Consider the following 14502-nt stretch of genomic DNA (forward strand, 5'->3'; position numbering starts at 1 on the left):
CTGTTGGCTAAATATTAAACACTCAACTACGCTTTATTTACCCTTCCTAAATGGTATTTGAAGATGGCCAGACCAAGACAAACTATCGTTAGCTTAGAAGATACACCTTACTATCACTGTTGTTCACGCGTGGTACGTAAGGCTTTTTTGTGCGGTTTTGATAGCTCAACAGGTGAAAACTTTGAGCATCGACGAGAATGGGTTGATGCCCGTATTATTGAATTAGCGACAATTTTCGCCATTGATATTTGTGCGTATGTTGTCATGAGCAATCACTTGCATGTAGTGATTAAAGTGGACGCAGATAAAGCAAAAAACTGGTCAGATAAAGACGTACTGATTCAGTGGCACAAAGGCTTTAAAGGTACCTTACTGACACATAAGTTAGTCAAAGGTGAAGACCTGAATGAATTTGAATTAATGACGGTAAATGACAGTATCACCCAATATCGACAACGCTTAATCGATATTAGCTGGTTTATGCGCTCACTCAGTGAGCCGATAGCCCGAATGGCCAACAAAGAAGATAAGTGCACAGGCAGGTTCTGGGAAGGACGCTTTAAATCTCAAGCACTATTAGATGAAGCCGCAGTATTAGCTTGTATGGCTTATGTTGATTTAAATCCTATTCGCGCCCAAATGGCCACCACACCCGAAAGCTCAGACTATACCAGTATTCAGCGTCGAATAAATTCAGCGATAAAAGGTGAGCAACCAACAGAATTATTGCCTTTTGTGGGTAATGAGCGCTTAAACATACCTAATGGGTTAATGTTCAGTGTAAAAGACTACATCGTACTGGTTGAAGATACTGGTAGGATTATTCGACAAGATAAGCGCGGTGCCATTAGTTCAAGCAGCCAAGATATTCTTAATAGACTCAACATCCCTGCCGAGAACTGGCTAAAAATTACTACCGAGTTTGGCGCGTTATTCAAAGGCGCAGTAGGGGCTTTACCTGCATTAACTGACTATTGTGAACATTTAGACCGAAAGCGACGACAAGGCGCTTCAAATTGCCAGCGCTGGCTGTGTGCTTAAGGCTTAATATCGAGAAAACTATAATGTATTTTGACACTTTGGTTGGTATCAATCAGCTAGTGTTGCCTTCATTTTGGCCTATAAGCTGATTATCAAGTTTAAAAACTTATTTACTGTTTAAAAGGATGTATTTTTGTTTTTGTATAGTCATAAAAGGCTATCGTAATTCAAGTGAAAAGGCAGTAAGTTATTTCATTATAAAAATGGGTGGCATTGTTGGCAGCATTGTTGGCAGTAAGTTATTTCATTATAAAAATGGGTGGCATTGTTGGCATTGTTGGCATTGTTGGCATTTGCATTGTTGGCATTTCGTATCGTTGTTAAGGATAACAAATGCAGTATTCGCAATTATCTAAACAGTATAAATTTATCAATCCAGTAGGGCTGCCAGAGCAATTACGCATTGCCACTAAAAGGCATTATTTTTGTAAGGCGTTTTGTTTTCTTGGGCTAATACCTCTGTGTGCATCAGTGCTAATGACTTTAACACTTGATGGAAACCAGCAACTTTTTTATCAAGCTGTGGTGGCATTATTATTACCGACGCTAATATTATTAGGTTTGTGCCAACACTACCTCGTGTTTGACCGCGCAATTAATCAACGTTTTGTGCAATTACAATTGTTAGGTTATTGCTTTAAAAAAAATAACTGTGAGTCACTGCAGTCAACTGAATTAATCTTGCTGCATAATGTTAATGACAGAAGCCAATACTGCATGAGATTAAACGGTACCAGCTATATGATTGGTACTCTTGAAGAAACATCTGAGCTTGTGTTATTTATTTCACAAAATTTTAATATTACAGCAAAAGAGCAAGTTACTGACTTTCCTAACATCCATACTTTAGATACTCATGTGCCAGCCGCATCATTGGCTGAATCGGGCTCTTAAGGCATTTATACCATGGATATGCCTACCTCTAACTCTAACTCTTTGCATAAAGCTAATGCCAAGCAGACAAATTCCATTGATTCACCGTCAATGTTTATCCAACCACTTTGGCAAGTTCGTATTGGATTAAGGCTGTTATACCCATTACCTTTTATATTGTTATTTTGCTTTTCCATGAAATACATCGGAGGCTTATAGCATGTTTTTCAAACCACTATCGCCAACAAAGGCCGTTATGGCCAAGACTCGTTTACACATTATCACCCGAGTGTTTTTTAGCTGTGTGTTTGCTTGTATGCTTTTAATTGTCATGGTGGATATTGCGCAACACACATATGATGAGGTGTTCATGTATTCAACTCTTGCGCTACTCTGGTGGCATTTCACATTTGCAAAGCGACAAGTCACATTTGATCTTCAAAGCCAGCAAATCACCACCAAAATCAGCTCTCTCTATTTATTAACTCAGCAGGTTATTCCCATCAGGAATATTGCAGCGCTGCAATTACGCCGCAGGGCAAGTAGTAATGGCGGTCGTGCTTACGAGTTATTAATCGTGATGCACACCCAAACTGAACCGTTAAGGTTTGAGTATGGGGGATTATATCGAATGCAATCTCTAGGCAAGCAAATAGCAGATTTCTGCAACATACCGTTTATAAATCAGTTAGATTAACAAGACATGTGAGCTCAAACCGCTAACCGACTCATTTTGTTGTTAAGCGAGTACAAGCACATAATGGACATAGTGACCTAGGCTAGTCGTATCAATTAAACTACGTCACTTTGTTTTTTTAATGCCTAAAAAATATTAAAGGGATTTAATGAGTTATAAAATTATTAAGCAGACGGATGAGCATATTGTGCTGCAAGATACTGGTGGCATCATCGATTTCATTTTTGGAATAGTGTTTGCGTCACTTGGCGCAGGGGTTATATATTTAGGTTGGTTTGGCTACCAAGATACCGGTGAGATATTCATGCCACTCATTATAGCCCTCGTCGGCAGTTGTTTATTCTTTCCTATGTTTAAGCGTAACCGATTAACGATTGATGCGACACGTAAAGAGGTGGTGAAAACCAAGTCCTGGTTTGGTATTACCAGCAATAAAGAAATAGTCACGAATAGCGGTTTATCTTTACTAGAAATGTCTGGTTTCATTACCGGTGAATTTAACGCTTTTTTTGATCGTCAAGAAATAGTTAGGCATCATTATGCGCTTAAGTTTTATAGCTTCCCTGAATGGCATATCACTATCAGAAATGTATCAACCATGATCAATATTGTGATGTTTTTTGAAAAACACTTTGATACCGATTTGGCATTAGTTGTTCAACATAAAAGGCACAAATTTAGTACCAAAGGGTTATTAAAAGACCATAAGCCGACTGCACTTCCAACAGGTGATTTAGTACATGAATCAGGCTTTCAGCAACTAACTATCGGCGGCATGCCTTTTACATCATTAAGATTTTGGTTGTTTGCGATGAGTACCATAGGCATATCATTTTTTATTTCGATATTTATATTATTCTTTTCTGAATCCGTTTTTACGCCTTATGTATCCTTGCCAGTTCAATATGCTTTATCAGCGTTACTGATTGGCTTTTTTTCTTGGGTATTTTTTTACCGCGCAGCGGGGACAAAACTCAGAATTTATAATGATACTTTGATTGTTAAACATGGTGTGTTTAACGAAAAAACCTATAAACGTTCAGATATCATTGGTGTAGTAAACATTACCCGAAATACGTATTTAGTGACTCGATTAGGTGCCGAATGGTTAGCTTTTAGATTACCAACAGAGCACAGCTATGCGATTCACAGTTGGTTAATGCCATATCTGAAACGCTAAACGCTGGATTTATTATAAGCACTTATTTAAAACTCAACTAACAGGATGTTATCGATGAATATGATGAAAAAAGCCAGCTTGCTGGTGGCCATGACTACCGCCATTACGACAGTGAGCTTTGCAGCATTGGCGAGTAATCAGGGTGCTATTGATGCATTTGAGGCTAAAACTAAACCGATTGCCCAAGATGCAAAAGTGATATCAGAAAAACAATTAGCGTTGATGGGTGAGTTTAATCAGCTCGTGGCGTCGGGTAATGCTGCTGCAGTATTTCAAAGCGGTAAGGTTATAGAGTTACAAGCTCTAGGCGAGCAGACGTTGGTGCAAGCTAAGCTGTTTGTCAAAGAGTATGAGCAGTTTTTAGCGCAATTACCTGAAACCTCTACCTGTTATACACCTGAAAATGTCACTGAATATAATCAGCTTATTAATGAGGTCGCAACTAAGAATCAATCTTTATCTGAGTTAACTAACACGGTCGCGCCGGGTGATGAAATGGCTGCTACGATGGCAGTATTAAATTTGCAAATGCATGCCGGGCAGGTGGGTAGTTTGGTGCAAATGTTCCAACTGGTGAAGATGTGCTATGTCACCGAAGCGATGGGATACACCAAGCAAGATGTTGAGCGTATGCAAGCGGAAGAAGAGCAGTAAAGTCTATATGAGTGATCATTTATTAACGCGCAATTGTAATGCAGCATCAAAAATAAACCCCATTCGCTTTTGCTTATGGGGTTTATTGTTATCTGTGAAAACGCCTTAAGTTAAGCGACACAAATGACTATATGACTAGGGTTAAAATACCAGTGGATTAACCTGATCATATAAGTGTTGGTATAACGTTTGAGTAAACCCTGTGTTGTTATCAAAGGTGACTGACACATTGTTAGAAGCAGACGTTTGCATTTTTTCATTGAGTTCAACTCTGATCAACCGCTGCTCATCAAATAAGAAGTAGTCTGGATACACATATTCCTGTGCGGTGCCTTCGACGATTTCAGCCACTTTAATTAATAACTGATCACTTGGACTATTGCTTTTAGTCATTTGATAACGTTGTTCAATATTGCCATCGCTATCAAGCAAGGCAATGGTTTGGTTTTCTTCATCGATAATGATGTCGAGCGGGAAATAAAAATCAAATAAGACTTCGGCTACCATTGTTGTAGAAAGTGTTTCTTCAGTGACAAAGCTTGATAGCGCATATGTTTCATAATCTTCAACTACACGGCACATCACATCATCGGCTTGAGTGACCGTTAAACTATACAGCGTATCTGGCCAGGTTAATGCGTCTAATTTTAACATTTCTGGAGATGTATTTAACACTGATTGCCAAAAGTCGCTGGTGTTGGCGTTAGTGATCTTATTGATATCGATAGTAATAGGAACATTCGTGCCTGTATAAACCGTATTGTAGGTATTTCCTGTAATGCTAGGTTCAGTCACTGGGCCATTGTCTTCTGTATACCAGCGCTTGTCTGTTGTGTGCCAACATTCTGTAAGCTCGTCATCGTCTTCATCTAATGGTGCTTCAAATGCTAGGCCTTGGCCGGTTAGAGCGGAGACCCAGACCAACACTTTTGTGTTGTCGGCATTTTGCATAGAAAACCCACTTAGATCAGAAGATAAAGTAAGTGATAAGGTGTTAGCAAAACCGCTTTCATTAATGATATTACCTAGCACAACATCCCAATCATTTTGTGACAAAATACGAGAATCGATAGGTAATTCTGTAAATCCTAATGCGATGGCTGAGTCGCTAAAGAGTATATTAATGGCTAAGGTAAAGGCGTCATCTGAGAAGAACTCTTCGATAGAAAGGCCGCTATCACTTAATATTTGCCAAAGCTCTGCATAAGTCGCAGCAAGTATTTTTTCTGCTGCGATTATGTTTGGAATTTGAGTCGCGATGACTTGTTGTAAATAGGCAATGACATATTCTATGCGGGTAAAACTCGCGGTGGCTGACATTTCAGCAGAAACTGAGTACAGGGTATTTGCATCTAATTGATACAAAATAGCTAATAGCGTGTCTAACTCGGTTGATAGTTGACTAATGTCACTGTCAGACAGGTTTTGATTCATCATTTCTATAATGCGAGACTGTTTAATATGAGTCAGGTTGTTAATCGCGCCATTGTATTGTGGGCTTGCGATTAATGTCCCTTGTCCTGCATCATTAACGATAGCTTTTGGTGCTGCTCGGTTAGTCGGGTTTTTAACCTTAAGTGCTAAAGAGCGGGCCTGGATTGCTTGTGTTGCTGTTGCTGCTTGCCAGTTAGCCACTAAGTAATAGTCTGGGGTTTCAACTTCGCTCTTCCAGTCTATTTGATAGTTACCGTCAACATCTGTAATAGTAAAAGGTTCATCGCTATCACAAACTAAGTTTTTATTTAAATCAGCACACACGGTTGCGCCAGATAATGCCCCTTGATAGACCGCAAGGCCGTTTACCTGGTGAGTGTATTCTGATGCTACTGGCGGCGTAGTAATCGGGGGAGGTGTACTTGAATCTGGTTGCGTGATTTCGATACTAGAGTCGTCGTCAGATGAACCGCAACCGACTAAGAGTGTGCCAGAGATTAATATGGCTAATATGCTTTTATGGTGCATTAATGTGTCCTTACATTATGGGGTGAAGTGTTTTTAAACAATGAAAATATCGAGTGTGAAATATTAAGCGAGCCTAATAATGTATCGTTTACTGGATACATTGTTAGGCTCACTTTTTAAGTGCTAACTGGAGTATTTGATAGAGGATTAACCGGCAGCGAAAGCAAATAATTGGCCACGGTTTTTAATCTTGGTTTTTTTATAAATATTCTGTACGTGCATTTTGACGGTATTAACAGAGATGTTGAGCTCTTTGGCCATTTCTTCGTTGGTTAATCCATGCAGTATAAGTGATAAGACTTGTTGTTCTTTTTTTGTGGTGACGGCAAGTATTTTGGCGCGATTACCTGATGATGGAATACGCTTTCTTTGGAGGATGTATTTAGAAACGGCTTTAGGGTTAAAGCTAATGTCGCCATCTTGTACTTGTTTAATGCTTTGTATTTGATGAGCTATAGAGTCAGAGACACTAATGGCGCCATGAAATCCAGATGAAATAAGGATAACTTCTAGTTCTACATTCAAAGCAGAACAAAATGCAATGTGCAAGTCGCTTTTAAATAATTCAGCAGATAAGTAACCAATTTCTTGTAATGGATTATCAAGATAATGAACCATAATGGCGCTGCCATTTTCGGCATTTGATGCAGCAGACAATTCTGATAACGCGCAGTTCGCATTGGTTGGAATTAAGTTAAATTCAATCAAACTAGCGAGATTTTGAAATTGTCCATGAAGATGGACAGGGAAATCTACGATTATAAGGTTATTGCTGAACATGTCACATTCCTTGTTTAAAAACCCAGCGTCCGTTTGCTGTTGTTTTATACTTTTTCGATGTTTGTTTGTGCTATTTATTGAAAACTTGCAGCAACACTAGCATGTATCAAATCAATAAAAAATGCATTTTGTGTAATCTATTAGCATGAGTGATTATACAATGTTTACTGTAAACCGATGTTTTATTTACATTTGAGCAATATTGATTGTTTAAATAATGCTCAGAGCAGTATCCTACAACATAAAAAGACTATTGCATACGGTAAAATGATTATTTTTAACCCGTAAGCTTATCCTAAGCGGTGTATCACTTATGCTGTTTTTTTGGATCAACGTTTAGGTTTTCTTGAATGACTTGGTTTACCTTTATTCGCCACCGGCTTTTTAGGTTTCGCGCCTCGACCTTGCATAAAGTGCTCTGGACCTTCAATTTTATCTCGTAAACTTTGAGTCGGCTTTTTCTTGGCTTTTTTGGGCGCGTTTTTGACTTCTGAAGATGAATGTTCAATTAACTTCATTAGCGTGCTGAGTTCTTGCTCATCCAAATCGCGCCACTCTCCTACAGGCAGCCCTTTAAGCGACACATTCATAATTGACTGACGTTCTAGCTTGGTCACTTCAAAGTTGAAATGTTCGCACATTCGACGAATTTGACGATTAAGCCCTTGCACTAGAATTATGTTAAATACGAACGTTGAAACTTGTTCAACTTTACATTTTTTAGTGATGACACCTAACATCGGCACGCCTGCTCGCATACCTTGTAAAAATGCTTCGGTGATCGGCTTATTAACCGTGACCACATATTCTTTGTCGTGATTGTTGCCTGCGCGGAGAATTTTATTGACTAAGTCACCATTGCTGGTGAGAAATATTAACCCTTGTGAATCTTTGTCTAAACGACCAATCGGAAATACGCGTTCGCTGTGGTTTACAAAATCGACAATATTATCGCGTTCGGTATTTTCGGTGGTACTCACAATACCTACTGGTTTATTAAGGGCGATGAAAACAAGATCGGCTTCGTCTCGAGGGGCGATATCGTGACCATTCACTTTGACTTTATCGCCAAATTCGACGCTGTCACCAATTTTGGCGCGTTTACCGTTGATAAAAACATTACCTTGCTCAATGTAGCGGTCTGCTTCACGGCGTGAGCAAATACCACTCTCACTAATGTACTTATTTAGACGGGTTGCAGATTCACTCATGGTGGTTCCTTTATCAACATAAACGCACTGCAAAGGCAGGCTGGATCGGCGCAGATAATATCATAAAATAACCGGACAAAGAGCTGTTTGATAAACGTTTATTATCAGTCGTTGAGGTTTCCTATGTCATATAGGTGAGTATCACAAATCAAAACCCAGTTGCGTTGTGGTGTGCTGTTGTTGAGGTAATAGGTTAATGTCGGCCAATACTGATGCACTGTGTGCCAACTGTTGTTGCAGTAAACGGTACAAATCGACCGCTAATTGCGGTGCATTGTGATTGTCTGGGGTGTGGATAAACAAATAGGGTTGTTTGTTTTGCGCGATCCATAAAGGCAGCTGTTTAAGCCAGTTTTGGAAAAAATGTATATTGGCTTCCGCTTGCGGATGACCAATAAAGCGCACCACAGGATTGTGTGCGGTTGCAATGGCGTGTACTGGCACTTTAGGCTTTTTTTGGTGGGCATCTATCACTGCGGCTGTGGTTGGCGCGGCCGCAAAAACAGGCCTCGTATCCATAATGATACGATTGCAGTTATTGTCGATGAGTAAGCGGTTTAATGCTTGCTCTGCTTCACCTTTAGCAAAAAAGGCGCTATTACGTACTTCGACGCCATAGGTTAGGCCTTGTGGTACTTGAGTTAAAAATTGTGCTAACTGTGGCAACGATTGTGGCCCAAAACTGGCCGGAAGTTGAATTTTCCACACCCCGGTTCGGTTAATTAGCGGTTCCATTACGCTAAAGAATTGTTGTAGGGCCGGCCCTGCATGTTGTAGCTGTAATTCATGAGTGATGTGCTTGGGCAGTTTAAAGGTAAATTTAAACTCGTCATGGGTTGCGGCGTACCAATTTTGTACATTCTGTAACGACGGCGTGGCATAGAAAGTAGTGTTACCTTCAACGGTATTAAATATTTCGGCATAGCGCGCGAGCCGATGTGCTTGGCTATTGCCGTAGACGGTTTGTTGCCATTGGTTTTGTGACCACATGGCTAAACCTAATCTTAATGGCGGATAAATAGTCGCTGTTGAAGTGCTATTGTCCAAAACAATCCTTAGACTTGGGTAAGTGTTTTATATAAAAATATCGATATTGTGCTAATAAGGTCTTTAATGGGCTAAAAAACAACATTTAGTTATTTTTGTCTATATCTAATGGCTTTACCCATCTGATAAAATTATCACAATTAGTTACGCGATGTATTGAACATCTCAACCAAAAGTTAAATGGTGCGTTATTGTGATTTTATGCGTTAGATGGAGAGTTTGTGTCTAGTCCAAATACAGACAGTCAGTTTGATAATTATCGACCTAATACATCTTCCGCCAAACCGGCTCCGGTTCGTCGCAGTAAAGCGGGTTGGTTATTCATCGTATTATTGTTAGCCACAGCCTATCTGATCGAGTTTGAGGTGCGGACATCGTATTATCAATCTTATTTTTTGCATCAATATGCGACTAAATTAACCTATAAAGTACGTGATTATCGCAGCGATGCAGTGATTTATCCTAAGTATGGTCCTTTTGATGATCGCCATGGTTATAGCCAATTACCGCAGAAAATAGCGCGTCTTATTGAGCGTAATTATCAGATAACTCAGCAAGTAGCATTTTCACCAATGTTGATGGATTATACCAATATTGGTTTTTTTCCGCCGTATCATGAAAAAGCCCAATCAGGCTTAATGATAAAAGATTGCCGTGACATGACGGTATTCGATTTCTCCTATCCTAAACGAGTGTATCAAGACCAAGATAAAATCCCAGATCAAATCATCAATACCTTATTGTTTATCGAAAATCGTGAAATGTTGAGTCCAGAAGCTAACTACAACCCTGTGGTTGACTGGCCTCGATTTGTGCTGGCAGCCGCCAGTCAGGTAGCGGGTATTTTTGGGGCTGATATGTCTAAAGCGGGTGGTAGTACTTTGGCCACCCAAATTGAAAAATTTAGGCATTCTAACCACGGCTTAACCTTGAGTATTAAAGATAAGTTATTACAAATTGGTTCGGCAATTGTACGAGTGTATCAACAAGGTGAAAGCACCATTGGCGCTCGCCAACGTATCGTACAAGATTATCTCAACACAGTGCCATTATCATCGGCGCCAGGGTTTGGTGAAGTTCATGGTATTGGTGATGGCTTATGGGCCTGGTTTAAAACAGATTTTAATCAAGCTAATCAAATACTATTGAGCCGTCATACTCAGCAAAATGCTGCTGAGCGTGGCAAGGTGTTTCGTCAAATCGTGGCCTTAATGATTGCTCAGCGTCGGCCGTCGTATTACTTACGCCAAGGTCATGAGGATTTAGAATCGTTAGTAGACAGCTATTTACGTTTACTGGGCGGTGATGGTCTGATTGAAACGCAATTGATGGTGTCGGCACTTGAGCAAACATTACAATTTAATTCTAGTAAGTTAGCGACGACTAACCTCGCTAACAATAAAGGGGTTAATGCGGTACGTATTCGTACTGCGGGTATGTTGGGATTAAGTTTATTTGATCTCGATCGCTACGATTTATCAATTAACAGTACCTTCCACGGTGACTTGCAACAACAAGTTAGCGATTACTTACGTAGTTTAGCTCAGCCCAGTTCGGCTGAACGTATCGGACTACTGGGTGAGCGTTTACTGTCGGTGCAGCAGTTAGATAAAGTGTTGTACAGCTTTACCTTGTATGAAAGTACCGACAGCGCCAATAGGGTACGGATTCAAACCGACAGTATTGATCAACCGTTTGATATTAATGAAGGCAGTAAGCTGGAGTTAGGTTCAACGGCTAAGTTACGTGTATTAGCGACATATTTAGACATTATTGCTGAATTACAACAACGTTTTTCGGCAATGACGGTGGCTGATTTACGCCAAGTGGATGTGGAACGTAAAGACCATATTACACGCTGGGTGGTCGATTATTTGATTACCACCCGTGACCGTAATTTAACCCGAATGTTAGATGCAGCACTGCAGCGCGAATATTCGGCTTCACCAGAAGAACGTTTCTTCACCGGTGGTGGTTTGCATGTATTTAACAATTTTAATAAAAAAGAAAACAGCCGCGTACCAACATTATATCAAGCATTGCAAGAGTCAATAAACTTGCCTTTTGTGCGCTTAATGCAAGACATTGTTAATTACAGTAGTAGTTATAACAGTGAAGGCAGTGTGTCGCAGCTATTGCGTAACGACAAAGATCCGCGCCGTGAAGAATACCTAAAAGCATTTGCTAAGCGTGAGGGCAGTTCGTTTGTAAAACGTTTTTATCGCAAGTATCGTCAGCTTGCACCAGAGCAACGTCTTGAGGTGTTATTTGATGGTATTCAACAACAAGAGCACAAGTTAACGGCGGTTTATCGTTATTTAAAACCTTACGATGGTGCCCGTGAGTTAAAGATTTTTCTTGCAGGGCGTTTACCAGCAAAAACCTTTACTGATAAACAAATTAATGTGTTGTACAACAAGTATGGCGAAGAAAAGTTCAATTTGGCTGATCAAGGCTATATTGCGCGGGTGCACCCGTTAGAGCTGTGGGTATTACGTTATTTAAATGACTATCCAGAAACGGGTCTTACTCAAGTATTAGAGGATGCGCAGCCGCAGCTACAAGAAGTATATCGCTGGCTGTTTAGAACGCGTCATCAAAATGCACGTGATGTGCGTATTCAAGTGATGTTAGAAGTTGAAGCTTTTTTAAGTATTCATCAGCGATGGGTGAGAATGGGTTATCCGTTTGAATACATGGTGCCTTCATTAGGCTCAGCTTTAGGCAGCTCGGGCGACAGACCTGCAGCATTGGCTGAGTTAATGGGTATTATTCAAAATGATGGCTATCGTTACCCTACAGTGAGAATTGATGAGCTGCAGTTTGCCAAGGACACACCATATGAGGTGACATTGGCTAATAATAAGCAAACAGTAACGCGGGTGATGCATCAAGAAGTTGCGCGAGCGTTGAAAAAAGCACTGGCAAATGTGGTCGAAAATGGCACTGCGAGAAGACTCAAAGGCAGCTTGGTGGATAGCAATGGCCAGGCTGTTGTTATGGGTGGTAAAACGGGTACTGGTGATAACCGTATTGCGACTGAAATTCGTAATGGCCGTAAAGTGTCTTCAACCGCTATAAACCGTACCGCAACGTTTGTGTTCTATTTAGGCGATCGTCACTTTGGTACCTTGACGGCGTTTGTGCCAGGGGAGAAGGCCGACGACTTTAGCTTTACTTCAGCACTGCCATTACAAGTACTTAAAGGCATGATGCCGATTTTATCACCGATGATAAACCAGCAAGAACAGTGTCAAACTGGTTTATAAATGATGAATCCAGCTTGCTGCGATCAACAAAAAAGCCCATGCTGTAAAGTATGGGCTTTTTGTTCGAATTAACATGTTGTTAAACGCTAAAAAGACTGAGCATAACAATAATGTGGCATACTACAGCAGCACTGGTTAATATTGTGCGTAATGTGAGGTAGCTGGTGGTGGTTGATAATTGTTTGGCTTTAAATTCAATATACAATAGATACAGATAACCACTGGCGAGTAGGATAAGCGCGGATAATGCAAATGGTGTTAACAGTGCAATCCAACAAGCGAGAGCGATGATATTACTAATGATAAGTAACTTAGCGATGTTGTCATCTAAGGTTAATATAACCGCTTTGCCCCACAGAGTACCGGCAACAAAACTTAAAATCACTGCGCTATAGCTAACAAACCCTAGCATAGTATGTTCGGGTGCTAATAGGCTATGATTGAAGGCTAATACACTGAGAATAATAAAAGGTAAAAGGCCAGCAAAGCCCAACCATTGCCATGTTTTAATGCTTTTCATCCTGTAGTCCTTTAATGCATGTTGATACGGTTATTCATCGTCAAGTGTGTCGATGAATGAGAATATATAACCTCAATTATGGATAATAAACGGTCATCAAACAGGCATTTCCGCTATCAGTGTTGAATCGACTTACAATAGGCGAGCTATTGATACGTCCAATATGCCTTGTTAGCAAAACACATGGCAAGTTTGATATTGCAGACTTGAATTAAACCCGTTTTTAACGATTTATCCCATCTCTTTTTAGAGCTGAGGTTATCTATAATATAAATGATCTTGGTGACACAACATAGAAAAGGCGAACCCGAAATGAATATTTCTCTTCATCCCATTACTGAAGCAGATTTAGATATATTGTTTGAATTTGAAAACGACCCTATTGCTAATAAAATGGCAGATTTTGTGCCGCGTAAACGTAAGGCTTTTAACCTGCATTGGCAGCAAAAAGTATTGGCTAATGAAAAGGCGATAGCGCAAGGGATTTGGATCGATGATGTTTTAGTGGGTAATGTTTTATCGTGGATTAATACCGACGCAGCAGCAAAGTCCGACCCACAAATGCGTTTAGTTGGGTATTGGATTGGACGTGAACATTGGGGCAAGGGCATTGCCACCAAAGCAGTGGAAATGTTTTTAAAGCAATTTATTTCGAGCCCAGTTTTTGCTTATATCGAGAAACAGAATCAAGGCTCAGTGGCAGTGGCGTATGCCAATGGCTTTTTCGACGTTACAGCGCAGTATCCGCAATTAATCAGTAAAGACAATTTACGTTTATTCAGACGTGGTAACGTTTAATATTCTCGTGGATTAATGATTGCCGCCGCCACATCCACCGCAACAACTGCCACCATTAGCTTGTTTTTTGGTAGTATTTTCAGCCTGAGATACTTTTTCTGTTGCAGAGTTCGAGTCTGTTACAGCAGTGTCCTGGGCTGTAGGTGCCACATTGCTAACTGGTTCAGCTTGCTTGGCTGGCTTGAAAATACCGCTAATTGAAAAACTCATGGTGATACCTCGTTATGGGAGCTGATTGTGTAATGTTGTGATGAAATCTAGTGGCTAAATTTAAACATGTTTTTTATTTGCATGTTTAAATTGTATAAGGCTTACTTTTTTAGTCAAGTGATATCTGCCGCAAAAAGCTCGACCTGCTTAAGATGTGTTGAGCATCACATTTAACTGCCGTGTTAATTAACCTGAGATCGGTTTAAGCCATAACAACAATAGCGCCAAACTCAGCATTCGTAATATTGAGTTGTGGCTTA

At 40.2% G+C, this 14502-nt stretch carries 13 protein-coding genes; 7 read left to right on the forward strand and 6 right to left on the reverse strand.

Features of this window, described 5'->3' with window-relative positions; genetic code table 11:
* Positions 1–63 precede the first annotated feature (63 nt).
* From AAEY99_RS17515 to AAEY99_RS17535, 5 genes are all read left to right on the forward strand, one after another.
* Entirely contained in the window at positions 64–1041 is a 978-nt protein-coding gene (locus AAEY99_RS17515) for a transposase (RefSeq protein WP_192115450.1), read from the forward strand.
* A gap of 333 nt (positions 1042–1374) precedes the next feature.
* Complete coding sequence (locus AAEY99_RS17520; protein ID WP_351011400.1) at positions 1375–1935, forward strand: hypothetical protein; 561 nt, start codon at positions 1375–1377, stop codon at positions 1933–1935.
* A gap of 199 nt (positions 1936–2134) precedes the next feature.
* Positions 2135–2611 carry a hypothetical protein gene (locus AAEY99_RS17525; protein ID WP_350997749.1) on the forward strand — a complete coding sequence of 159 codons (477 nt, stop codon included), beginning with the start codon at positions 2135–2137 and terminating at the stop codon, positions 2609–2611.
* A 148-nt stretch (positions 2612–2759) separates the two neighbouring features.
* Positions 2760–3791 carry a hypothetical protein gene (locus AAEY99_RS17530; protein ID WP_350997746.1) on the forward strand — a complete coding sequence of 344 codons (1032 nt, stop codon included), beginning with the start codon at positions 2760–2762 and terminating at the stop codon, positions 3789–3791.
* A gap of 54 nt (positions 3792–3845) precedes the next feature.
* Positions 3846–4445, forward strand: a complete 600-nt coding sequence (locus tag AAEY99_RS17535; protein ID WP_351011401.1) for a hypothetical protein — start codon at positions 3846–3848, stop codon at positions 4443–4445.
* Between the two features lie 141 nt (positions 4446–4586).
* Here the strand turns inward: AAEY99_RS17535 and AAEY99_RS17540 are convergent, their stop codons facing one another.
* From AAEY99_RS17540 to AAEY99_RS17555, 4 genes are all read right to left on the reverse strand, one after another.
* Positions 4587–6407: a hypothetical protein gene (locus tag AAEY99_RS17540; protein WP_351011403.1), complete on the reverse strand. Its 1821-nt coding sequence runs from the start codon at positions 6405–6407 to the stop codon at positions 4587–4589.
* Positions 6408–6554: 147 nt separating this feature from the next.
* Positions 6555–7187, reverse strand: coding sequence for a response regulator transcription factor (locus AAEY99_RS17545; RefSeq protein WP_192115456.1), 633 nt, complete (start codon positions 7185–7187; stop codon positions 6555–6557).
* A gap of 329 nt (positions 7188–7516) precedes the next feature.
* The gene (rluF, locus tag AAEY99_RS17550) at positions 7517–8398 is read right to left on the reverse strand and encodes a 23S rRNA pseudouridine(2604) synthase RluF (RefSeq protein WP_351011404.1); all 882 of its coding nucleotides are present in this window, start codon (positions 8396–8398) and stop codon (positions 7517–7519) included.
* Between the two features lie 141 nt (positions 8399–8539).
* Positions 8540–9445 (reverse strand): DUF72 domain-containing protein, encoded by a 906-nt coding sequence (locus tag AAEY99_RS17555; RefSeq protein WP_502959510.1) that lies wholly within the window; start codon positions 9443–9445, stop codon positions 8540–8542.
* A gap of 221 nt (positions 9446–9666) precedes the next feature.
* Between AAEY99_RS17555 and AAEY99_RS17560 the strand changes: the two genes are divergently transcribed.
* Positions 9667–12714 carry a transglycosylase domain-containing protein gene (locus tag AAEY99_RS17560; RefSeq protein WP_351011406.1) on the forward strand — a complete coding sequence of 1016 codons (3048 nt, stop codon included), beginning with the start codon at positions 9667–9669 and terminating at the stop codon, positions 12712–12714.
* A 79-nt stretch (positions 12715–12793) separates the two neighbouring features.
* Here AAEY99_RS17560 and AAEY99_RS17565 read toward each other — a convergent pair whose 3' ends face one another.
* Complete coding sequence (locus tag AAEY99_RS17565) at positions 12794–13234, reverse strand: DUF3429 domain-containing protein (protein ID WP_101086135.1); 441 nt, start codon at positions 13232–13234, stop codon at positions 12794–12796.
* Between the two features lie 312 nt (positions 13235–13546).
* On the opposite strand from AAEY99_RS17565, the gene AAEY99_RS17570 reads away from it, so the two are divergent.
* Positions 13547–14032, forward strand: a complete 486-nt coding sequence (locus AAEY99_RS17570) for a GNAT family N-acetyltransferase (protein WP_157822781.1) — start codon at positions 13547–13549, stop codon at positions 14030–14032.
* Positions 14033–14044: 12 nt separating this feature from the next.
* Here AAEY99_RS17570 and AAEY99_RS17575 read toward each other — a convergent pair whose 3' ends face one another.
* Positions 14045–14242, reverse strand: a complete 198-nt coding sequence (locus tag AAEY99_RS17575; protein ID WP_162022300.1) for a hypothetical protein — start codon at positions 14240–14242, stop codon at positions 14045–14047.
* Positions 14243–14502: the final 260 nt, after the last annotated feature.

This window comes from Shewanella sp. S1-58-MNA-CIBAN-0166 (assembly GCF_040310085.1).
In the GTDB taxonomy this organism is placed as follows: Bacteria; Pseudomonadota; Gammaproteobacteria; order Enterobacterales; family Shewanellaceae; genus Shewanella.